Below are 21,072 nucleotides of genomic sequence, written 5' to 3'. Positions count from 1 at the left end.
GATGAGATCGGTAGACGACCACCTGGCGGACATCCTGCTCACCGTGCGGGCGCTCGCTCCGCTGGAAGTCGACCTGGAGCAGGCACTGGGCACCACCCTCGCCGAGGAGGTCGTGGCCCCGGTCGCGCTGCCGCCGTTCGACAACTCGGCCATGGACGGCTACGCCGTACGGGCCGAAGACGTCAGGCAGACCCCGGTCACGCTTCCGGTGCTCGGCGACATCGCGGCCGGCGACGGCGGGCGGCTCGTGGTCGGCCCCGGCACGGTCACGCGGATCATGACCGGCGCCCCGATGCCGGCGGGCGCCGACGCCGTGGTCCCGGTCGAGTGGACCGACGGCGGCACGACCCACGTCACGATCGGCCGGCCGGCGCCGCAGGGGAACGCCATCCGCCGTGCGGGCGAAGACGTGGGCGCCGGCGAGGTCGTGCTGCCCGCCGGGGCCCTGATCGGCCCTGCGCAGCTGGGCATCCTGGCCGGCGTCGGCCGCCGCCGGGTGCTGGTACGGCCCCGCCCGAGGGTCGTGGTGATCTCCACCGGCGCCGAGCTGGCCGAGCCGGGCACGCCCCTGGCTCCCGGCCAGATCTGGGAGTCCAACAGCTACACCCTGGTCGCCGCCGTGCGCGAGGCCGGGGGAGAGGGGTATCGGGCCGGAGTCGTGGCCGACGACGCGAGGCTGTTCCTCGACCAGCTCGACGCCCAACTCCTGCGGGCCGACCTTGTGATCACCAGCGGCGGCGTCTCGATGGGCGCCTACGAGCCGGTCAAGGAGGCGCTCGGCCCCCTCGGCACGGTCCGCTTCGACCGCGTCGCCATGCAGCCCGGCATGCCCCAGGGTTTCGGCGTGGTGGGCGCGGACCAGATCCCGATCTTCGCGTTGCCGGGCAACCCGGTGTCGTCCTTCGTGTCGTTCATGCTGTTCGTACGGCCGGCGCTGCGGAAGATGCGCGGCCTGCCCGCCGGGCCCACGCCGACCGTGCGAGCCGTGACCACTTCCTCCCTCCGCTCGCCCGAGGGCAGGCGGTCGTACCTGCGGGCGGTGCTGGCCGCCGACGGCTCGGTGGCTCCGGTGCGGCGCCAGGGTTCCCACCAGCTCGCCGCGCTGGCCGCGGCCAACGCCCTGGTCGTGGTCCCCGAGAACGTCACCGAGCTGCCCGAGGGGGCCACCGTGGAGGTCATCCCGCTGTGAGCGGGCGGGAGCGGGTGGGCGCAGAGCGGGCAGAGCAGAGCGGGCAGAGAGGGCGGAGCGGGTGGGCGCAGGCCCGGGAGGGATCTGTGGCCGGTCAGGGATTCGTGAACGGCCAGGGGCCTGTGGGCGACCAGCGGTCGTGAACGGGCGGGGGCTGTGAACACCGGCGCCGGGACGCAGGGCATTGTGTGCCTATGAGTGGATTCACGCATATCGACGAAACCGGCGCGGCACGGATGGTGGACGTCTCGGCCAAGGACGTCTCGGTCCGTACGGCGAGCGCCACCGGCAAGGTGCTGCTGTCGACCGAGGCCGTGGCCCTGCTGCGGTCGGGGGACGTCCCCAAGGGGGACGCGATCGGCACCGCGCGGATCGCGGGCATCATGGGCGCCAAGCGCACCCCCGACCTGATCCCGCTCTGCCATCCGATCGCGTTGCACGGTGTGAAGGTCGACCTGACCGTGGCCGACGACGGCGTGGAGATCACCGCACGGGTGAAGACCGCCGACCGGACGGGGGTCGAGATGGAGGCGCTGACCGCCGTCTCGGTCGCCGCGCTCGCGCTGATCGACATGGTCAAGGCCGTGGATCCGGCGGCCGTGATCACCGACGTCCGGGTCGAGGAGAAGACCGGCGGCAAGACCGGGCTCTGGACCCGGCCGTGACCGGAGGGGCCGGCAGGATGGCGGGGCTGGCCGTGACCGGAGGGGCTGGCAGGATGGCGGCATGAGAGCTCTGGTGATCACGGCGTCCAACCGGGCCTCCGCCGGGATATACGAAGATAAATCCGGGAAACTGCTGGCCGAGCTCCTCGGAGAGGCCGGATGCGAGGTGGACGGTCCACGGGTGGTCCCCGACGGGGAGCCGGTCGAGGCGGCACTGCGGTCGGGGGTGGCCGAGGGATACGACGTGATCGTCACCACCGGTGGCACCGGGCTGACCCCGACCGACCTCACCCCGGAGATGACCGGACGGGTGCTCGACCGGGAGATCCCCGGCATCGCCGAGGCCGTCCGGCAGGCGAACCGTGACAGGGTGCCCACCTCGATCCTGTCCCGGGGGCTCGCCGGGCAGGCGGGCGGCAGTCTGATCGTCAACCTGCCGGGCTCCTCCGGGGGAGTGCGCGACGGCATGGCCGTGCTCCTGCCCGTGCTCGGGCACGCCGTGGACCAGATTCGCGGAGGGGACCACCCGCGCCCGCCCGCCTGATGGACTCCATGGCACGCCGGTGTGTCTTCGAGGGATGATGGAGAACGTGGATCGACTTCGTGGCTGGCCGGTGACCCTGGCGGAAGGCCCGGTGGGACTTCGGCCGCTGCGCCTGCGAGATGTTCGGGTCTGGCGGGAGTCGCGGCTGCGCAACGCCAACTGGTTGCGCCCCTGGGAGCCGAGCAATCCTGAGACCCCCCTGTTCAGGACGGGGCTCGGCCCCTACGTCTCGATGGCCGGCACCCTCCGCAGGGAGGCCAGGCAGGGGCTCGCGCTGCCCTGGGTCGTCACATACGACGGCGCCTTCGCCGGGCAGCTCACCGTCGGCGCCATCGTCTGGGGCTCGGCCCGATCGGCCCAGATCGGCTACTGGGTGGACGGCGCCCTGGCCGGCCGGGGCATCATCCCCACCGCCGTGGCCATGGCGGTCGACCACTGCTTCTTCACCACCGGGTTGCACCGGGTGGAAGCCAACATCAGGCCGGAGAACCACGCCAGCCGCCGGGTGGTTGAAAAGCTCGGTTTCCGGGAAGAAGGGATCAGACGGCGGCATCTGCACATCGACGGTGCTTGGCGTGACCACATTTGTTACGCGCTCACGGTCGAAGACGCACCAAGAGGTTTGCTCGTGCGGTGGCGCAGGACCCGGGAGTCGGCGGCCAGTGGTGGCGCTCCCCATGAAGAGGTTTGAAGATCTCGCGACACACCGCACTGAATACTCGTCAAATAGTGACACGCGGTCTTACGGTGCGTGACGTGAGCACATTGAGGACGCCAAGAGACCACAGGCGTCCTCATGCTGCCCGGAGGTGGCCGTGAGCAGCGCTTTTCTGTATCTGGCCATTGTCATCATGTGGTTGTGCGTCCTCGTTCCCATGTGGTTGCGTCGGGACCGCTCCACCTTCGTCGAGACCCACAAGGGCGCCGAGTCGTACGTCCAGGACGAGCAGCCGGTCGAGGACGAGGCCTCCGACACCAGGTCTGACATCACTTCCGCAGGGGCGGGTCCGGCCGGACGGCGCCCCGCGACCTCCTCGGACGAACGCAGACGCGCGGAGCAGCGTCGCCGGGCGGCGCAGGTGGCCAAACGCAGGCGGCTGACCTTCTGGTGCACATTGCTGGTCCTCGCCTCGGCGGTGACGGCCACCGTCCGGGTGATCCCCTGGTGGGGCGTGGCGCCCTCGGTGGTGCTCCTGGGCTCCTATCTCGCCGTCCTGCGAGTCTCGGTGCAGATCGACGCCGAGCGGCGCAGGGCCGTGGCCCAGGCCCGCGCGGAACGCGCCAGGCGCGCCCGCCGTCGAGCCGCCGAGTTGGAGGCCCGGCGACCGGTGGCGGAGATCATCGATCTGGACGCCCACCGCGACGAACTCTTCGATCAGTACGCCGAGGCCCCACGCCGCGCGGTCGGCGACTGATCTTCCGCTGCGGATGGCGCGAGCGCCCCCGGAAGTTTGCTAACCTAGTGCACGTCTTGGGGATGTAGCGCAGTCCGGTAGCGCACTTCGTTCGCATCGAAGGGGCCAGGGGTTCGAATCCCCTCATCTCCACAAGATTGAAAGACCCGGTTCCAGATCATGGAGCCGGGTCTTCTCATTGTTCGGGATCCAGGTGACAGCAGATTCTGGGATGTGTGTCGGTCGCCGGTGGATACGCGCATCTTTGAGAGGGGAACCCAGGGCCGGTCAGGGGTGTCGCAGGTCGTATGCGATGCGTTCGACGACGTTGCTCAGCACACGTAGGCGCATGTGGTCTGTCCTGGTCGCGCAGAAATTCCCAGCCCGCTCGACAGCGGAGCCGGCCGCGTCGACGGGGGAAGGGCCCAGAGCCTGTTCCAGGAGGACGAGCGCGGAGCTCCTGCGCCACAGCGGCATCGCCTCGTCACCCCTACCCGATGTGGAGCGCGCCTGGGTCAGCATGGCCTGCTGGTCGGTCTCGGTGCGTAGTCGGGCCAGGCGTGACCGTAGCGCCTCGCGTTCGCCGGGCGAGTGTTCACCGTGCTCCAGTACCCGCAGTGTCTCCTCGCCGAGTGAATCCTCCAGGTCGATCGCGGCGACGGCGAAGGAGACGGCCAGCTTGGTGATGTCGAGCAGTACGGCTGGCGAGGGGGCGGCGAGAATCCGCGCCATCTCCGGCTCGTCCAGGAAAGGCGCGCGCGGACTCAGAAGCGCGGCAGGCACGAGGGGGTCGGGCAATGGGTCGGTGACCAGGACCGTGAACTGATCGGAGCGCAGCCACTGCGGAGTCAGGCGCTGCCCGCTGATCGCTTCGCCCAGGGCCAGGACCCGTGCCTTGCGCGCCTGCCCCGGCAGGCCGTCGTGCAGGCCGACCTGACGCAGGAGCCCGTCCAGGGCCGCCGGATCACTGCCTGAGCGCTGCCCGATGTCCAGCAAGTCGAAGGACGTGACGACCCGGCCGTCGACGGCGTAAGCCACCTCGTTGTCCCACTCGACGTTCCAGAACACACTGAAGGCACATCCGCCAACCGACAAAGGCTCCAAGACCGCGGAGCGCACTCCCTGGAATCCGCTGGGTTCCATGGCGATCGTCCATTCGCCCATCGTGGTGAGTTCGACCAGTTCCTCTCCGTGCTCCTCCTCCAGATCCTCGAGTTCGTCGAGCGTGGCCCACGACCCTGTTCCGGGAGCCGCGCCGAAGTGGTGGGCGACCTCCTCCAAGTCGCTGTTCTTACACCAGGTCACGCACACTTGGACGTCAGGGAAACCGGCTTCGAGGAGTTCGGCGTATCGCGCATGGATCGGATCCATGGGGCGCTCCTTTGCGTATGGCATGGCAGGAGGGGGCAACGATCCTGGAGTTGCCGGAGGGGCATCCGTCGTATTCGTCAATGGCGAGGGAATGCGACGGGCGGCGACTGACCCATACTGCGATCAAGCTCGAGATGGTCAGAAGTCAAGGCATCGCTCGTGGCGTCGCTCACCAGGCGGTGGCCATGCTACGCGAGGAGGAGCAGGTGATCACCTTGTCGCAGCGTGGAAACTTCGTGACCGGCGAGGAGAACTGACCCACGGAGGGCTGAGCGGAGTCAGCGAAAAGTCAGCGAACCCGCTGACACGGGGGCGTGGCCGAGATCATCGCATGGCATCGGCGCGGCACTTGACGACACCGGACGGCATCCGGCGAGCAGGCCCGGCACGTCCTACCAGGGTTCGCATCGAAGGGGCCAGGGGTTCGAATCCCCTCATCTCCACAAGAGGGCCGTTCTTGAAACGGCTGGACTGAAGTTGACGGGATCCCGTCTGACCTTGAAGGTCAGGCGGGATCTCGTCGTTTCAGGGGTTTCCAAGCCTGGTCCTGGCGGGTTGGGGGCCTGCGAATCGGGCGTGGCGGAAGGCTCGGGGTGCACTCGCGCGGCGTGTGGGACGCGGTGAGCGAGCCGGTGGGCATGGCGTCGAGCCCCCGGGAGAGCTCGGTCGCCACGCCCGCGGGCGCGATGCGCATCGCGGTCCTGAGCGCGGCTTCGTTGACCGATCCCTCCCGGAGGCTCCCGCAGATCAGGAGGATCCGCATCAGCCGATCTTGCGTCCCAGGAAGTCGCGGATCAGGTCGGTGATCTCGGTGCCGTGGGTTTCCAGCGCGAAGTGGCCGGCGTCGAGCAGGTGGAGCTCGGCCTCGGGCAGGTCGCGTAGGTAGGCCTTGGCGCCGTCGGCGGCGAAGATCTCGTCGTTCTGGCCCCAGGTGATCAGGGTCGGCGGCTGGTGGGTGCGGAAGTATTCCTGGAAGGCCGGGTAGCCGTCGAGGTTGTTCTTGTAGTCGTGGAAGAGCTGGAGCTGGATCTCTTTGTTGCCGGGCCGGTCCAGGTAGGCCTGGTCCAGGGTCCAGGTGTCCGGGCTGATCGACTCCAGTCTGTCGGCCGGGACGCCGTGGGTGTATTGCCAGTGGGTCGCGTCGGCTTGGAGCAGTTTGCGTACGGCGGGTTCGTGCGTGATGCGGTCGGAGGCGTGGGCGAACAGCACCTCCCAGAAGGGGGTGAAGCCTTCCAGGTAGGCGTTGCCGCTTTGGGTGATGAGTGCGGTGATTCGTTCGGGGTTGCGGGAGGCGATGCGCAGGCCGATCGGGGCGCCGTAGTCCTGGATGTAGAGGGCGAACCGGTCGAGGCCGAGGGTGTCGAGCAGTTCCAGGGTGATCTCGGTGAGCTTGTCGAAGCTGTAGTCGAACTCCTCGACGGAGGGGGCGGCCGACTGGCCGAAGCCGAGGTGGTCGGGGGCGATGAGGTGGTAGGAGTCGGCCAGGGCGGGGATCAGGTTGCGGAACATCGCCGAGCTGGTCGGGAAGCCGTGCAGCAGGACCAGGGTCGGGTTCGCCGGATCGCCCGCCTCCCGGTAGAAGACCTTCTGGCCCTGGATGGCGACGGTGCGGTGCGTAACGGTCATGACTATTCCTTCCACGGTGAGGTCTGGATGACCTCGACGAAGTCACCGCGGCGGAAGCCGGGGACGAAATGGGCGAGCACGTCGGCCTTGACGTTGCCGAACGTGGTGTCGGGACGGTCCTTGACGCCGTCGGTGAACGCGGCGAGGATCTGGCGCTTGAAGTCGGGGCGCGGGTGCTGCGCGACCACGGCGGCGCGCTGCTCCTCGGTGATCTCGTGGTAGCCGAGGCCGAGCACGTCCAGCTCGACACCCGTGGTCACCAGCGCGATCTCGGGCGCCATGTGCAGGGGGACCTCGGGGGTGGTGTGCAGCGCGATCCCGGTCCAGGCCAGCTGCGCCACGTCTTCGGCGATGCCGTGCGAGAGCAGGAACCTGCGGGCCTCGTCGGCGCCGTCGATCTCGAAGCGCCGGGCCGTGCGAAACTCGGGCACCAGGCCGAGGTCGTGGAAGAGCGCGCCCACATAGAGGATTTCCGGGTCGTACCGCAGGTTTTCGCGCTGGCCGCGTAGCGCTCCCCAGAAGTAGACGCGGCGGGAGTGGTGGTAGATCAGCGGCGAGGCGGCCTGCCGTACCAGGTCGGTGGCCTCGGCCACGAGCTTCGTGTCGGGAACGACGGGCAGCTTCATGAGACGGTCACCGGCTTTCTGGTCGGAGTGAGCAGTACGGCCGCCGCGACGCTGAAGGCCAGGCCCAGCGCGAAGTAGCCGCGGTAGCTGTCGGTCAGGGTGTGGACGATCGCCGCCACGCCCAGCCCGGCCGCGGCGGCAAGCTGATGGGTGACCCAGGCGGGGGCCAGGGTCCGGCCGATCCTGGCGCGGTCGAGCCCGCGTGACAGGACCGCCATGGTCAGCGGGATCATCGGGAAGGAGGCGGCGCCGAACAGCACCGCGACCGCCACCAGCACCTCCGGGCCGGGGACGAGGACGGCGAGCGCCAGGGACAGGGTGCGCACGCCGTACAGGAAACGCAGCAGCGTCTCGGGGCTGTGGCGGCGCAGCAGGCGCGAGACCAGCGCCGAGGTGAGGCCCGCCGACACCGCGGCGAGCGCGACCAGCCGGCCGGTGCCGGCGACCGACCAGCCGGCCTCGATGGCGTGCTTGGGCAGCATGAGGACGACCACGTACATGGTCGCCGCGTGCAGGCCGAAGGAGACCAGCACCTTGACCCGCCCGGCCAGTGACTCGCCGCGCGCGGACCTCGAGGTCTCCACCCGGTCGCCGGGCAACTGCGTCCACAGGATGGCGGTGACGACCAGGCCCGCCGTGCCCAGGAGCACGTAGGTGGCCCGGACACCGACCGGCTCGAACAGCGAGGTGGCCGCCCACGGAGCGAGCACCTGGCCCAGGTTGATGCCGATCGCCGCCCGGGCGAGCGCGGGCCCGGCCTCGCTGCCGTACGAGCGGGAGATCAGGGTGGTGATGGTGAGGCTGGAGGAGGCGGCGAACCCGAGCCCGCCGAGCACCATGTAGGCGGCGACGAACTCCCACGTCTCGTGGACCACCGACAGGACGAGGTAGCTCCCCGAGGTCAGGATCAACCCCACCGCCAGCACCGCTCTGGCGCCGATCTGGTCGAGCAGGGCGCCGATGCGCCACTGCACCAGCCCGGTGAGCGCGGTGCTGAGCGCCGCGGCCAGGGCCAGCGCCGTGGCGCTGATTCCATAGGCGGCAGCAGTCGGTGCGAAGAAGACACCCATGGAGAAGTTGAGCCCGAAGGACACCGTCATCGCGGCCAGAGCCGCGTTCGCCGTACGGATCATCGGAGGATCTTCTCTTTGAGCGCGGTGAGCAGAGCCGCGACGAGGTCGGCCGTGGCATCGTCGAGCAGGTTGCCGTCCGCGTCGAACCGCTCACCGGAGCGGAAGGCGATCACCTCGGGCTTGACCACGACGTCGGAGTGGGTCCACAGGAACACCTGGCGCAGGGCCAGCTGGGCGCGCACCGACCCGAAGTTGGTGGGCGCGGCGCCCATGATGGCGATCGGCTTGTGCAGGAGCGGCAGGCCTTCGGTCTTGGTCCAGTCGGTGCTGACCCAGTCGATGGCGTTCTTCAACGTGCCGGGGATGGAGTAGTTGAACTCGGGCGTGGCGATCAGCAGCCCGTCGGCCTCGCTGATACGCCGCCGCAGATCCCGCACGATCGGGGGCCGGTCCTGCGGGGTGTCGAGATCCAGATCGTAGGGCGGAATGTCCCGCAGGCTGTCGTAGATCTCGATGTCCAGGCCGCCAGGGTTGACCTTCTGGGCAGCACGCAGGAGGAAGGTGTTGTGGGAGGCGGCACGGAGGCTGCCGGAGATCGCGAGAATCTTCAGGTTGGTCACGTGAAGAGCATGGAAGGCGCGGTTGATGCATTCCCTATCCCATCGCCATGCACGACTGGATAGGGGCGGGCGCACTTCGCCATCCTCGGGCCGGTGACCCTTCCCGGAGCAGCTCCGCGGCACCGGGCGATCCTGGCCTACCTCCTGCTGCACGCGCGCACCGTCCTCAGCGCCGAGCAGCTCATCGACGCCCTGTGGGGGCTCACCCCGCCGGACAGCGCGCGGGCGTAGATCCACAGCTCGATCGCCGCCATCCGCCGGGCCCTGTGGGCGGCGGGAGCCGTACAGGCACTGGAAACCCACGCGGGCGGCTACCTGATCCGCCCGGAGCCGCACCGGTTCGACCTGGAGGAGTTCACCGCCCAGGTGGCGAAGTCGTAGCCCCAGGAATCCTCACCCGTAGGGTGAACGCTCAGGATCCGCAGGTTACGCGGGGAGGCGGCCTCAACGGCTTCTTCGGACGGTGTGCGGCGCGAGCACACGAACGCTCCCGGAACGCGGCCTGTCGGCGACGCTGCGCTTGTGATCGCCACACTGGAGCCGGCCGCGGCCAGTGCGCGACCTCGGCCCTATGGGGCTGTCGATGGCGGATGCATGGGGGATCTATCAACCCGCTCTCGCATGATCTGGCTCAGTACCGAACCACTCGGAAAGAATGTGAGACCGGGATATGTCAGGACTTACCCTGATCCAGCCAGACTCCGCCACCGGCCAGGCCGCCGAGCTGCTGGCCGCCGTACAGAAGGCCCTTGGCCTCGTCCCGAACATGACCAAGGCGATGGTCAACAGTCCCGCCGTGCTCAAGGGTTACCTGGAGTTCTCCGGCGCCCTGGGCGGCGGCGGCCTGGGCGCAGCCGTCCGCGAGCGCATCGCGATCCTGGTGGCCCAGGAGAACGGGTGTGACTACTGCCTGTCGGCCCACACCTACATCGGCACCAAGCTGGCCGGGTTGAGCCAGGACCAGGCCGCCGCCGCCCGCAAGGGCCAGGCCGATGACGCCCAGGCCGCCGCGGCTCTCACCCTGGCCCTCGCGCTGGTCCGCGGCCAGGGCAGTGTCACCGATGCCGAACTGGCCGAGGCCGGCGAATACCTGTCCGAAGGTGAGATCGCCGAGGTCGTCGCGAACGTGGCGCTCAACGTCTTCACCAACTACCTCAACAAGGCCGGCCGCGTGGCCATCGACTGGCCGCTCGTTCGCCACACCGACTGACAGAGGACCTGGTACGGCTCGCGTCGTCTGGCGCGAGCCGTACCGCAAGAACGGAGCGCACATGCGATCCGGGAGCTTCAGCGCCCGCACGGTGACGGTCGATCCGACCGGGGCAGGATCGGGCGATCTGCCTGGATGTGTTCACCACCGGCGAGCACCACGAACGACCTCATGAAGATCGCCGACGACTACGCGCCGCGACTCTCGTGATCGCGGACAGCCCGCAGCAGGCCATCGACAAAACAGTTCGACCCTTCTCTCCTACGACGTTCTGAGGCCGCCATGAGCGCACATCGCCGTTTCGTACTGATCGCGGTTCTAGGGGCTCTCGTCATCTCGACGTCGGCGCCTCTCGTCCGGCTCTCGGGGGTATCGCCCGCCACCTCCGCGTTGTTCCGCTGCTTGTACGCGGTGCCTCCGCTGCTGGCGCTGGCCTGGCTGGAGTGGCGCAAGCTGGGACCGATGCCGTCCAGAGCGCGCTACCTCGCCTGGGGCGCGGGCACGATGTTCGCGCTCGACCTGCTCTTCTGGCACCACGCCATCGCCTACGTGGGCGCCGGACTGGCCACGGTGCTGGGGAACCTCCAGGTGTTCCTGGTGGCGTTCGGCGCTTGGGTCGTCTTCAGCGAAAGGCCCCCGCGTCCACTGATGATGGCCACGCCGGTGGTCTTCGGCGGCGTCATGCTCATCTCAGGTGTCTTCGACAGCGCAGCCTACGGGGCCAACCCGCTGCTCGGCGTCGTGTTCGGGCTGGCGACCTCGATCGCCTACGCCGTCTACCTGCTGCTCATGCGCGCTGTCTCCGGCGAGCCACGCCGTACGGCCGGCCCGCTCGCGCACAGCACGCTCGTCGCCGTGGCCACCATAGCGCTGCTCAGCCCGCTCTTCGGCGGCGCCGACCTGATGCCGAACTGGCAAGCACACGGCTGGTTGCTCCTACTCGCACTCGGCCCGCAGGTGCTCGGCTGGACGCTGATCACCTACTCGCTGCCCAGGCAGCCCGCGGCTCTCACCGCGCTGCTGCTGCTCGTCCAGCCGATGGCTACTGTCAGCATCTCCGCGGTGTTCCTCGGCGAGCGCCCGTCAGGGCTCCAACTCGCCGGCTGCGCCGTGGTCGTGCTGGGCGTCCTATACGGCTCGCGCCATCAGCGGGATGCCCCTTCGACCGATATGACCGCCCCGCAAATCGAGAACGCGCGATGCCCGGGATGACGGTCCTGTTGGGCGTCCGGCACACCGAGGTCGGCGAACAGATCCAGGGCCCGCGCGGCATGCGTGCGCGCAAGATCGTCCTGGCCTAGGTCACGATGCGCCCGCGTCAGGCCGTGGTGGGCCGCGGCCTGGCGCGGGCGGTTGGCGATCTCGTCGGCGATGGTCAGGGCTGCTTGGAGGTCGGTCGCGGCCTGGGCGGGGTCGCCCATGGTGCGAACGGTCTCGCCGAGTTGGCTGAGCACCTCGGACTCTCGGTAGCGGTTGCCGAGGTCGCGATAGACCTCGAGGGCCTGACCGTAGTGGTCGAGGGCCCGCCGGAAGTCCCCCATCCCCTGGTACGCACCCCCCAGGCAGGCCATGCAGTGGGCCTCCAGCGCCAGGTATCCCACATTGCGGGCGATGGCCAAAGCCTCCTGAAGGTACTCAAGGGCCTGGTGGTAGTTGCCAAGCTCCACTTCCAGGAGGCCCAGATTGCTCAGCGCGACGGCCTCGCCGACGCGCTCGCCGTACCGGTGGTAGACCTCCAGACACCGGGTGTAGGAGGAGCGGGCGCGCTCGTGGTCACCGAGCGACATGTGGATGCCGGCGAGGTTGTTCAGCGCATTGGCCTCGCCGCTCTGGTCGCCGGCCTCCCGGAAGCGTTCCACGGCCCGCGTGAAGCACTCATCGGCTTCGGCATAGTCTCCCTGCGGCCAGTGGACGTCCCCGAGGTAGCTGAACGCGAGGCCTTCTGCGGATACGTCGCCGAGGCGACGGCTGGCCCGTGCCGCCGCCGCATTGATGGTCAAGGCATCCCCATAATGCGTGCGTTCGACCAGAAAGCGATGAAAGGTCTGAGCAATGCCCACCGCGTGCGCGGGCCAGTCGGCGTCAGCGGCGTGGACACCGGCACGGATCAGATTGGCCCGCTCCGCGTCCAGCCAGGCCGTCGCTCCCGCCGGGTCGGCGAAGGGCAGCTCCTTCGGCTCGGCGAAACGCGGCCGATGGTGGCGCCCGTCCGGGTAGAGCAGATCCATGGCGGCGGCCGCAGTGTGCAGGTAGTGGTCGAGTAGCCGGGTCAGGGCCGTGTTCCGTGTCTCGGTGCTCTCCTCATCGGCGACGGTCCTGCGGGCTTGCTCGCGAAGGAGATCGTGGAAGGTGTAGCGGCCGATCTCGTGTTGCATCAGCATGTGGGTGTCCAGCAGGTCTTCCAGGATCTCCTCGCCCCGCTCCGGTGGCAGGTCTGCGAGCACCGCCGCGGCATGCACGTCGGCGTCGACGCCTGGGTGCAGGCCCAGCAGCCGGAACATGCGCTGCTGGTCTGGGTTCAGCTGCTGGTAGGACAGGGTGAACGCGGCTGCGACGCCTCGCTCGGCGGTGGACAGCTCGGCCAGCCGGCGGCGTTGGTCGCGGAGCCGATCGGCGAGGTAGGTCACCGTCCACCGCGGGCGATGGCGCAGGCGGGCGGCGGCGATCCGTACGGCCAGCGGCAGGAACCCGCACAACTGCAGCACGTCCAGCACGCTGATGGGTTCGGCCAGCGCCCGCTCACCCACGATCGAGGTGAACAGCGCGCTGGCGTCCTCGGCGGGCAGTACCTCCATCGACAGCGTGTGGGCACCGTCCAGATCGACCATCCGCCGACGGCTGGTCACCAGGACCAGACTGCGGGAGGCACCGGAGAGCAGCGGACGCACGTGATCGGCGTCGCCCGCGTTGTCGACCACGACGAGCAGGCGGCGATGGGTCAGCTCTGCCCGCCAGAGCGCGGACAGCTCCACGGTGCCCGCCGGTAGGCGCTCCGGGGGGATGCCGAGCTGGCGCAGCAAGGTCTCCAGCACAGCGTCCGGTTCGACTCGCGCCTGGCCGACGGTGTGAGCGTGCAGGTCGATGAAGAGTTGCCCGTCGGGGTAGTGCTCGGCGAGCCGGTGCGCGGCGCGGACGGCCAGGGTGGTCTTGCCGATCCCGGCCATGCCGTCGATCGTCACGATCCCGCCGTTCTCGGACAGCGAGTCGATGATCCAGTCGAGTTCACCGGGTCGCCCGGCGAAGTCCGGGATGTCCATGGGCAGGAACGAGGCCGGCCGCCGAGTCGCCGGCTCGGCCACGGCAACGGCGACCGGCTCCGGCGCTTGCCGGGCAGGTGGGCTCAGGCTCTGGTCGGCACGCAGAATCGACTGCTCCAGAGCCAGAAAGGACCGGCTGGGGTCGAGTCCCTGTTGATCGGCCAGCCGTTCCCGGAAGCTTCGGGCGACGTTCAGCCCGTCGGTTTGCAGGCCGCTCCGGTACAGCGCCAGCATGAGCTGGCCGCAGAGCCGTTCCCGCAGGGGGTGCTCGGCCAGTTCGGCGGTCAGCGTGTCGACGAGCTCCGCATGGCGGCCCATGGCCAGCTCCAGCTCGACCAGCCGTTCGACGACGGCCAGCCGCCGCTGTTGCAGTCGCGTCCTGGCCTGGTCGACGAAGTCGGCGGTCAAACCGGCCAGCGGTTCGCCCTGCCACAGTGCCAGCGCGGCGCGCAGCTGCTCCGCGTCGGCGTCGGGGGCGGCGACCTGGCGGGTGAACACCTCCAGGTCCACCTGGTCGGGCTCGGTGAGCAGGATGTATCCGGCTGTTCTGGTCTGCAGGATCTCCCCGGCGCCGGCCGTCCGCAGCACCTGGCGGATCGCCGCGATCGCGGACTGGAGCTGGGCGCGAGCCGTGTCGGGCGGAGTCACTCCCCACATGGCGCCGATGAGCCTGTCCGCGCTGATCACCGTTCTGGGGTGCAGCAGCAGGTAGGCCAGGACCGCCTGACGCCGCGGCGCGGCGGCCGGGACAGGGCGGCCGGCCGCCGACACCGTCACCGGGCCGAGCACCGCGAACCGCACGTTCATCATTCCTCCGCAGGGCGCCGATCTCATAGGACCTCGATGGGGCAATCCATGGCGATCGCATGGGGAATCTATCAACGGCCGCCCGCATGCTCGGACTCGGCTCGCTTCGACCGGAATATTTTCTAACGGTTAAAGCATATTATAACAATTAGACTGAGGAGAGATGGTCATGTCCAGGCTTCCCTTGATCCAGCCCGAGAGCGCGTCATCGCCCCCGACCATCTCGGCTTCGGCCAGTCGGCCGCCCCCTCCGTCGAGGAGTTCGACTACAGCTTCGACAAGCTCACCGAGATCACCCTGGAACTGCTCGACACCCTCGGCCTCGACCGGTTCGCCCTCTACATCCAGGACTACGGCGCCCCGATCGGCCTGCGCATCGCCTCCCGCAACCCCGAACGAATCACCGCACTCATCACCCAAAGCGGCAACGCCTACCTGGAAGGCTTCACCCCCTTCTGGGAGGTGCTGTTCGCCCACGCCTCCGACCGCGTCACCCACGAGCCCGCCGTACGCAAACTGCTCCAAGCCGACGCGACCCACTGGCAATACACCCACGGCGTCCCGGCCGACAGACTGGAATCGATCAGCCCGGACACCTGGACCCTGGACCAGGCCTACCTGGACCGGCCCGGCAACAAAGAGATCCAGCTCCAGCTCTTCCACGACTACAAGAACAACCTCGACGGCTACCCGGCCTTCCAGGAATACTTCCGCACCCACCAGCCGCCGACCCTGATCACCTGGGGCCAGAACGACGAGATCTTCGCCGCCGACGGCGCCAAGGCCTACCTACGCGACCTGCCCGAGGCCGAGCTCCACCTGCTCGACGCCGGCCACTTCGCGCTGGAAACCCACGGCACCGAGATCACCGACCTGATCCGCGACTTCCTGGGACGCAAGGTCGGCTGACGTTGCCGCGAAATATCCCCTCAAAAGGGAATCAACGATCGCTTCTAATGGTTAACATGATTTGTAGACATTAGAAAGGGGTGGTGATGGCCGCCACGACCATCGTCGTCACGCCCGAGACCTCCGCTGAGAAGGTCCTGGCCGGCGACAAGCCCGTGCCGGTCGACTTTCTGAGCCGGCCGGTGCCACCCCTGCCACATGCTCGCCCCGATCCTGGAGCAGCTCGCCGATGAGAAGGCCGACGAACTGGTCATCGCCAAGGTCGACATCGAGGCCCACCAGGAGCTGGTCGAGCAGTACCACGTGCACGCCTTCCACACCCTCAACCTCCTCCGTGACGGCCGCGTCGTCCACCAGATCGTCGGCACCGCGCCCAAGCGAGTCCTGCTGTCCGAGCTCGCCGACCACCTCTGAGACTCCGGTACGGCAGGCGCGCTCGCCTGCCGTACCGGCACCACCTCTTCGTAAGGAGCACCTCCATGTCCCGTCCGCCGCTTCCCCCCTTCACCGCCGAGACGGCCGCGCAGAAGGTCCAGCTGGCCGAGCACGCCTGGAACAGCCGCGACCCCGAGCGGGTCGCCCTGGCCTACACCCCCGACTCGGTCTGGCGCAACCGTGACGAATTCCTCACCGGCCGCGAGGAGATCAAGGCCTTCCTGACCCGCAAGTGGGCCGAGGAGAACGGCTACGCCCTGCGCAAGCAGCTGTGGGCCTTCACCGACAACCGCATCGCGGTCCGCTTCCAGTACGAGTGGCACGACGAGGCCGGCCAATGGTGGCGCTCGCATGGCAACGAGTTGTGGGAGTTCACCCCCGACGGGCTGATGGCCCGCCGTGAGGCCAGCATCAACGACGTCCCCATCGACGAGAAGGACCGCGTCATCTTCGGATCACGGTCATGAGCAGGTTCGCCCAGCTCGCCTTCACCGAGAGTGTCCAGGCCCACCAGAAGGCGCACGGCAGCGACCGCGCCTACCGCCGCATGCTCAACGGCTCCGTCGAGGCCGACCTGCTCGGGCCCGACGAGCGCGCCTTCATCGCCGAGCGCGACAGCTTCTACATCGCCACGGTCAGCGAGACCGGCTGGCCGTACATCCAGCACCGCGGCGGGCCGCCTGGCTTTCTGCAGGTGATCGACGAGCACACGCTGGGCTTCGCCGACTTCCGCGGCAACCGGCAATACATCACCCGCGGCAACCTCGACCACGATGACCGCGTCTCGCTGTTCCTCATGGACTACGCCAACCAGACGAGGCTCAAGCTGCTGGGCCGCGCCCGGGTGGTGGAGGGTGACCAGTCGCTGGCCGAGGCAGGCTACGCTGCCAAGGTGGAACGCGCGGTCATCATCCAGATCGAGGGGATCGACTGGAACTGCCCCCAGCACATCCCTCGGCTGTTCCCCCGTGACGCCGTCGAACACGCCCTCGGCCATCTCCAGGACCGCATCGCCGAACTCGAGCGGGAGAACACCCGGCTACGCGAGGCCGTGAGGGCATGAGCGCACCGGTGATGGGCGAACCGCTGCCCATCGAGCTGGCCAACGCCACCTACGCCGTGCGCGGCCGGCTCCAGGACGGTCTGCGGACCGTCGTGGAGCTGGCCGCCTGGCTGGAGGCGGTCCGCGGCCGGCTCGCGCTCCCGCTGCCCGACTCCCTCGAGCCCACGACCGCCGACCTGGCCGGGGCGCGCGAACTCCGCGACGGCATCCGCGCCCTGGCCACCGCCGCGACCGCCGGCTCCCCGCCCGAACCGGACGCGGTCGAGGCCGTCAACAAGCACGTCCGCGCCGCTCCCCGCTGGCGCGAGCTGAGCTGGGACCCGGTGCCCGCCGCGCACGCGCACAGCTCCGCGCCGGCCGTGCCCGCTGTGTTGTCCGCCATCGCCCAGCAGGCCGTCGACCTGTTCACCGGACCCGAACTGGCCGACCTGCGCGCCTGCCACGCGCCCGGCTGCGTGCTCTTCTTCGTCAAGGATCACCACCGCCGCGAATGGTGCTCGGCCGCCTGCGGCAACCGCGCCCGCGCCGCCCGCCACTACAGCCAGACGCGCGCCAAGTAGCCGAGATCGGCCAGGACGGCGCGGACGCCTGGGCGAGTTCCCCGAACATCTACGCACGGTCACCGGACTGGACATCTACCGGGTGTGGGGACCGGCCACTTCTGAATGGCGCTCCTTGAGAGGTAGTCGTCTGATCGCCGGAGGGCCACGGGTCGGTGACCGCGTGCAGCAGCCGGCCGATGGCCGACAGATCTCCTACGACGGTGACGCTGCCGTCGGCACATGCGGTTGCGAGTGTGGCTGGATCGGCCAGCAGGGCGCTGAGCGTCTTGGGCTCTGCACGGAGCGAGACGTCTGCCGTCGCGGGTTCACCGGGCTGCACCTGAACCCGTCCGGACGCTAGGCGGACCGTCCAAACCCGACCGGCGAGCTCGAGACGGTAATTCGTGGGCGGCGCCGCGGGGTCGGGGCGAGCGGCACGTTGCAGGAAGATCAGCACGGAGGTGGCGCTGAGCGCGGTCGGCGACGGGGGTTGCGGTGCGTCGGTCCCCCAGTCGCCCAGAGCTAGCAGGATCGGTTCCAGCTTCCGACCCCGTTCGGTCAGTTCGTAGACCCGCGGGCCTTCCGCCGGTGCCAGTCGACGGCGGATCACCCCGTTGTGTTCGAGTTCTCGGAGTCGGTCTGCAAGCAGGTTCGAGCTGACGTGGGGCAGAGCACGCCGCAGCTCTGAGAAACGTTGAGGCGCCAAGAGCAGCTCGCGGACGACCAGCAGGGCCCATCGCTCCCCGACGACGTCGAGAGCCCGAGCCATCCCACATGAGTCCCGATAGCTACGGCTGGTTGGCATGGCCACTCTCCTCATCCAATCCGATCCGAAACCACAATAGCATATAGTTGTTTTTTTCAACTGACTCTGGTTACTATTTTGCTCGCATGGCCGTACTGGGCCCAGGACGGCCGCGACAGCGATGACGGTGCTCGACCGGCCTCCCGGCGCACGGAGAGGACCGATCATGGGGCAGCCACATGTCCACGTCGAGATCACTGGGCCCATCTGGCGACCCTCGGCAGCACCAGCGCGAGGGATTCCTCGAGATGGAGCGGGATGATGCGGATGAGTCCTCAGCCGGTAGCGCTGAGCCGGGGCAAGACGAGCCTCGTTTTGGCCACGCTGTTCTTAGGGATGTTCGTGCTCGGCAGCGGCGAACTGCTCGTGGTCGGCTTGCTGAACCTGATCGCCGCCGACCTTCAGGTCTCCACCCCCGTGGCCGGCGTTCTGGTGACCGCTTATGCGTTGGGCCTGGCCATCGGTGGCCCGATCCTGACCGCGCTGACGATCAAGCTGAACAAGCGGATGATCCTGATCGGCACGGTCATCCTGGTCATCCTCTGCACCCTGGTCCCGGTGCTGACCACCAGCTTCGGCCTGTTCGTCGTGGTGCGTACCGTCATCGGAGCGCTGCATGGCCTGTTCGTCGCCGTCGGGTTCGTGCTGGCGATGTCGATCGTCCCGCCGGAGCGCGTGGGCCGGGCGATCTCCGTGGTCGTCTCCGGTCTCTTCGTGTCGACCGCTTTGGGCGTGCCGCTGGGCACACTGGTCGGCCAGCTACTGGGCTGGCGCGGCTCGTTCACTGCGGTCGCCGTGCTCAGCGTGGTTGCACTCGTCGCCACGCTGATGCTGATCCCGTCCATGCCCAGCACCGGCGGCGGCGCGGGCAGCCAGGCCAAGTATGCGTTCGCACCGCGGGTGCTCGCCGCACTGGTCGTGAACGTCGTGGCGTTCGCGGCGGTGTACTCGGCACTCACGTACATCGTGCCGTTCCTGGAGAGCGTCACAGGCATCTCCGGCGCGCTGATCAGCTTGTTCCTCCTGGCCTACGGTGTGGCCACCGCGGTGGGCTCGTTCGCCGGCGGCCGGTTCGCCGACCAGAATGCCGCGCGCACCCTGATCGTCGGCGCCATCGGTGTAGCGGCCTCCCTGCTGGTGCTCTACCTTGTCGGCACGATCGCCGTGCTCGTGGCGCTGGCGCTAATGGCTTTCGGCTTGTTCGCCATGGGCATGGTGCCCTCGATGCAGTACCGCGTGGTGAGCCTGGCCGGCCCGGGTGGACAGCTGGCGTCCTCGCTGCCCGCCTCCGCGGCCAACGTAGGCATCGCGTTGGGCTCGTATGCCGGTGGCGTGGCGATCGGCACCTTCACCGCCTCGTCTACGGTGATCACCGGCCTGATCATCGCGGTGATCTCCATCCCGGTCGCCTGGGCCACCAGCTTCCTGAAGCCTCCGGTGATTGCGGACGCGACAGAGCCCGCAGCGGCGACGGTGTGACCACCGAGCTGTAAGCGACAAGGGGCCGGCGGTCACTACTCCAAATGAGATCAACGACTGTGGGTGACGGTCAGAGTCGCAAGCCCAAGGGGCGAGCCGACAGCCGATCTGTATGCGCCGCTTCGAGAAGGTCTCTGACCGCGGAGCTTTCAAGGATGCAGTCGGCTCCGCCGTCGTAGGGGTGGCAGATCCTTACGGGTGCTGGACGGGGCACCACTGACGGATGTGCCACTTTTGCGGAGAATATCTTGATGAAGTAGCCTGACCCGCGTGACTGCCGGGTCGGCCTTGGGCCACGAACCAGAGAGCAGCCCGGCTGACGCTTGATCGCCGGGTGGGCACGCGGCCCGCCGCCTTCTTCTCCATCAGTACGGCACAGTAGAAATCACCAATGGAGAAGAATGGATTTCAACAATCAGGTCATCGGCGAGTTCCGCGCCAACAACGGCCAGGTCGGTGGCTATTTCGAGGGAGCGAGACTGCTCCTGCTCACCACCACGGGCGCCCGCTCGGGAAAGCCGCATACGACCCCGCTCGGCTACCTGCCCGACGGCGTCGAGCGCATGCTGGTCATCGCCTCCGCCGGGGGAGCGCCGAACAACCCGGCCTGGTACCACAACCTGAAGGCCGACCCACGCGCCACCGTGGAGACTGGCGTCTTCATCTTCGACGTCGAGGCGGAGGTCCTGGAGGGCGCCGAGCGTGACGCGGCGTTCGCCCGCGCGGGGGAAAGCGACCCTGGCTGGGCCGACTACCAGGCCAAGACGACGCGCACCATCCCGGTCGTCGCACTTCGCGTGATCGGTCCGCCCCGGGGTAGCGCACCGTCGGGCGGTGCGTACCTCAAGCTGGTGCACGACGGCTTCCGCCGTGAACTCGCGCTGATCCGCAAGGAGCTGTCCGATTCAGGACGGCCCGGCCTGGGCGTGCAGCTGCGGATCAACTGCCTGACCGTCTGCCAGGGGCTGCACCATCACCACACGGGCGAGGACACCATGATGTTCCCCGGCCTGGCCGAGCAGCATCCCTCGCTCGCTCCGACCTTGGAGCGGCTGGCCAGGGAGCACGAGCGCATCGCCGTACTCCTGGAAGAGCTGAAGCAGGCCCTTTCCGGTGAGGATCCGCTGAAGGTGCGGGCCGAGATCGAGCGGCTCGTCGACGAGCTCGAAGCGCACCTGACGTATGAGGAGGAGCAGCTGATCTCGGTTCTCGACCTCGCTTGAGGTTCCGAGGAATGCCGACGAGTGGGGACCTGGGAAACGATCTCGAACCAGCCGGGAAGTGATCTTCTCTGCCTCTCTGAATACCCGGCTCAGCCGTAGTCGTGAACACCCCACCAAGGTCAAGGGCCGTCTCCGGTGATCAGAGACGGCCTTTTTGATCTTCTGAGTGACTACGCGATCCACCTACCGGGTCCGCGCCCTTCAAGGCTTCGAAAACGAGATAGCCCGGCGAGG

At 68.5% G+C, this 21,072-nt stretch carries 23 protein-coding genes, 1 tRNA gene and 1 pseudogene; 17 read left to right on the top strand and 8 right to left on the bottom strand.

Features of this window, described 5'->3' with window-relative positions; genetic code table 11:
• The first annotated feature begins 1 nt into the window (after window position 1).
• The 6 genes from glp to ACQPYK_RS44130 all read left to right on the top strand — a co-directional run bounded on the left by glp (window position 2) and on the right by ACQPYK_RS44130 (window position 3,945).
• Window positions 2-1,189 carry a molybdotransferase-like divisome protein Glp gene (gene glp, locus ACQPYK_RS44155; RefSeq protein WP_433245834.1) on the top strand — a complete coding sequence of 396 codons (1,188 nt, stop codon included), beginning with the start codon at window positions 2-4 and terminating at the stop codon, window positions 1,187-1,189.
• Between the two features lie 194 nt (window positions 1,190-1,383).
• Window positions 1,384-1,854: a cyclic pyranopterin monophosphate synthase MoaC gene (moaC, locus tag ACQPYK_RS44150; protein WP_433245831.1), complete on the top strand. Its 471-nt coding sequence runs from the start codon at window positions 1,384-1,386 to the stop codon at window positions 1,852-1,854.
• 61 nt (window positions 1,855-1,915) lie between these two features.
• Window positions 1,916-2,398 carry a MogA/MoaB family molybdenum cofactor biosynthesis protein gene (locus ACQPYK_RS44145; RefSeq protein WP_433245828.1) on the top strand — a complete coding sequence of 161 codons (483 nt, stop codon included), beginning with the start codon at window positions 1,916-1,918 and terminating at the stop codon, window positions 2,396-2,398.
• A gap of 37 nt (window positions 2,399-2,435) precedes the next feature.
• Window positions 2,436-3,089, top strand: a complete 654-nt coding sequence (locus ACQPYK_RS44140) for a GNAT family N-acetyltransferase (RefSeq protein ID WP_433259099.1) — start codon at window positions 2,436-2,438, stop codon at window positions 3,087-3,089.
• Between the two features lie 124 nt (window positions 3,090-3,213).
• Complete coding sequence (gene sepX, locus ACQPYK_RS44135; RefSeq protein WP_433245825.1) at window positions 3,214-3,813, top strand: divisome protein SepX/GlpR; 600 nt, start codon at window positions 3,214-3,216, stop codon at window positions 3,811-3,813.
• Window positions 3,814-3,871: 58 nt separating this feature from the next.
• A tRNA-Ala gene (locus ACQPYK_RS44130) sits at window positions 3,872-3,945 on the top strand.
• A gap of 135 nt (window positions 3,946-4,080) precedes the next feature.
• Here the strand turns inward: ACQPYK_RS44130 and ACQPYK_RS44125 are convergent.
• Complete coding sequence (locus ACQPYK_RS44125; protein WP_433245822.1) at window positions 4,081-5,163, bottom strand: DUF6461 domain-containing protein; 1,083 nt, start codon at window positions 5,161-5,163, stop codon at window positions 4,081-4,083.
• A gap of 17 nt (window positions 5,164-5,180) precedes the next feature.
• On the opposite strand from ACQPYK_RS44125, the gene ACQPYK_RS44120 reads away from it, so the two are divergent.
• A complete protein-coding gene (locus tag ACQPYK_RS44120; RefSeq protein ID WP_433245819.1) occupies window positions 5,181-5,420 on the top strand; it encodes a GntR family transcriptional regulator in 240 nt (79 codons plus the stop codon).
• A gap of 248 nt (window positions 5,421-5,668) precedes the next feature.
• Here ACQPYK_RS44120 and ACQPYK_RS44115 read toward each other — a convergent pair whose 3' ends face one another.
• Genes ACQPYK_RS44115 through ACQPYK_RS44095 form a run of 5 tightly spaced genes read right to left on the bottom strand, consistent with a single transcriptional unit; the run spans window position 5,669 to window position 9,108 of the window.
• Window positions 5,669-5,926 (bottom strand): NAD(P)H-dependent oxidoreductase, encoded by a 258-nt coding sequence (locus ACQPYK_RS44115; RefSeq protein WP_433245816.1) that lies wholly within the window; start codon window positions 5,924-5,926, stop codon window positions 5,669-5,671.
• Window positions 5,926-6,789, bottom strand: a complete 864-nt coding sequence (locus ACQPYK_RS44110; RefSeq protein WP_433245813.1) for an alpha/beta fold hydrolase — start codon at window positions 6,787-6,789, stop codon at window positions 5,926-5,928. Before ACQPYK_RS44110 ends, ACQPYK_RS44115 begins: the two co-directional genes overlap by 1 nt.
• A 2-nt stretch (window positions 6,790-6,791) precedes the next feature.
• On the bottom strand, window positions 6,792-7,415 hold the full coding sequence (locus ACQPYK_RS44105) for an HD domain-containing protein (protein ID WP_433245810.1): 624 nt from the start codon (window positions 7,413-7,415) through the stop codon (window positions 6,792-6,794).
• A complete protein-coding gene (locus tag ACQPYK_RS44100) occupies window positions 7,412-8,548 on the bottom strand; it encodes an MFS transporter (protein WP_433245807.1) in 1,137 nt (378 codons plus the stop codon). The genes ACQPYK_RS44105 and ACQPYK_RS44100 overlap by 4 nt, the downstream gene beginning before the upstream one ends.
• The gene (locus tag ACQPYK_RS44095) at window positions 8,545-9,108 is read right to left on the bottom strand and encodes an NADPH-dependent FMN reductase (protein WP_433245804.1); all 564 of its coding nucleotides are present in this window, start codon (window positions 9,106-9,108) and stop codon (window positions 8,545-8,547) included. Before ACQPYK_RS44095 ends, ACQPYK_RS44100 begins: the two co-directional genes overlap by 4 nt.
• Before the next feature lie 93 nt (window positions 9,109-9,201).
• On the opposite strand from ACQPYK_RS44095, the gene ACQPYK_RS44090 reads away from it, so the two are divergent.
• The 3 genes from ACQPYK_RS44090 to ACQPYK_RS44080 all read left to right on the top strand — a co-directional run bounded on the left by ACQPYK_RS44090 (window position 9,202) and on the right by ACQPYK_RS44080 (window position 11,530).
• Window positions 9,202-9,339, top strand: coding sequence for a winged helix-turn-helix domain-containing protein (locus ACQPYK_RS44090; RefSeq protein WP_433245801.1), 138 nt, complete (start codon window positions 9,202-9,204; stop codon window positions 9,337-9,339).
• 439 nt (window positions 9,340-9,778) lie between these two features.
• Window positions 9,779-10,318, top strand: coding sequence for a carboxymuconolactone decarboxylase family protein (locus ACQPYK_RS44085; protein ID WP_433245798.1), 540 nt, complete (start codon window positions 9,779-9,781; stop codon window positions 10,316-10,318).
• A gap of 282 nt (window positions 10,319-10,600) precedes the next feature.
• A complete protein-coding gene (locus ACQPYK_RS44080) occupies window positions 10,601-11,530 on the top strand; it encodes a DMT family transporter (protein WP_433245795.1) in 930 nt (309 codons plus the stop codon).
• Here ACQPYK_RS44080 and ACQPYK_RS44075 read toward each other — a convergent pair.
• Window positions 11,464-14,409, bottom strand: coding sequence for a tetratricopeptide repeat protein (locus ACQPYK_RS44075; RefSeq protein ID WP_433245792.1), 2,946 nt, complete (start codon window positions 14,407-14,409; stop codon window positions 11,464-11,466). The two genes, ACQPYK_RS44080 and ACQPYK_RS44075, sit on opposite strands and share 67 nt — an antisense overlap.
• Before the next feature lie 111 nt (window positions 14,410-14,520).
• Here ACQPYK_RS44075 and ACQPYK_RS44070 point away from each other — a divergent pair, with 111 nt between their 5' ends.
• From ACQPYK_RS44070 to ACQPYK_RS44050, 5 genes and pseudogenes are all read left to right on the top strand, one after another.
• Window positions 14,521-15,291 (top strand): alpha/beta fold hydrolase, encoded by a 771-nt coding sequence (locus tag ACQPYK_RS44070; RefSeq protein ID WP_433259097.1) that lies wholly within the window; start codon window positions 14,521-14,523, stop codon window positions 15,289-15,291.
• A 189-nt stretch (window positions 15,292-15,480) separates the two neighbouring features.
• Window positions 15,481-15,705 (top strand): annotated as a pseudogene (locus tag ACQPYK_RS44065) (thioredoxin family protein); the annotation flags it as partial.
• A 65-nt stretch (window positions 15,706-15,770) separates the two neighbouring features.
• On the top strand, window positions 15,771-16,193 hold the full coding sequence (locus tag ACQPYK_RS44060) for a nuclear transport factor 2 family protein (protein ID WP_433245789.1): 423 nt from the start codon (window positions 15,771-15,773) through the stop codon (window positions 16,191-16,193).
• Complete coding sequence (locus tag ACQPYK_RS44055) at window positions 16,190-16,789, top strand: pyridoxamine 5'-phosphate oxidase family protein (RefSeq protein WP_433245786.1); 600 nt, start codon at window positions 16,190-16,192, stop codon at window positions 16,787-16,789. Before ACQPYK_RS44060 ends, ACQPYK_RS44055 begins: the two co-directional genes overlap by 4 nt.
• Entirely contained in the window at window positions 16,786-17,349 is a 564-nt protein-coding gene (locus ACQPYK_RS44050; RefSeq protein ID WP_433245783.1) for a CGNR zinc finger domain-containing protein, read from the top strand. The genes ACQPYK_RS44055 and ACQPYK_RS44050 overlap by 4 nt, the downstream gene beginning before the upstream one ends.
• 49 nt (window positions 17,350-17,398) lie before the next feature.
• Here ACQPYK_RS44050 and ACQPYK_RS44045 read toward each other — a convergent pair whose 3' ends face one another.
• Window positions 17,399-18,100: a winged helix-turn-helix transcriptional regulator gene (locus ACQPYK_RS44045; protein ID WP_433245780.1), complete on the bottom strand. Its 702-nt coding sequence runs from the start codon at window positions 18,098-18,100 to the stop codon at window positions 17,399-17,401.
• Between the two features lie 351 nt (window positions 18,101-18,451).
• Between ACQPYK_RS44045 and ACQPYK_RS44040 the strand changes: the two genes are divergently transcribed.
• On the top strand, window positions 18,452-19,615 hold the full coding sequence (locus tag ACQPYK_RS44040) for an MFS transporter (protein ID WP_433245777.1): 1,164 nt from the start codon (window positions 18,452-18,454) through the stop codon (window positions 19,613-19,615).
• Between the two features lie 401 nt (window positions 19,616-20,016).
• Complete coding sequence (locus ACQPYK_RS44035; RefSeq protein WP_433245774.1) at window positions 20,017-20,838, top strand: nitroreductase/quinone reductase family protein; 822 nt, start codon at window positions 20,017-20,019, stop codon at window positions 20,836-20,838.
• The last annotated feature ends 234 nt before the right edge of the window (window positions 20,839-21,072 follow it).

The organism is Streptosporangium sp. CA-135522, from assembly GCF_050949235.1.
Lineage (GTDB): Bacteria > Actinomycetota > Actinomycetes > Streptosporangiales > Streptosporangiaceae > Streptosporangium.
Note: the sequence above shows the minus strand (reverse complement) of the source record. Positions and strands in the feature narration are given on the sequence as shown.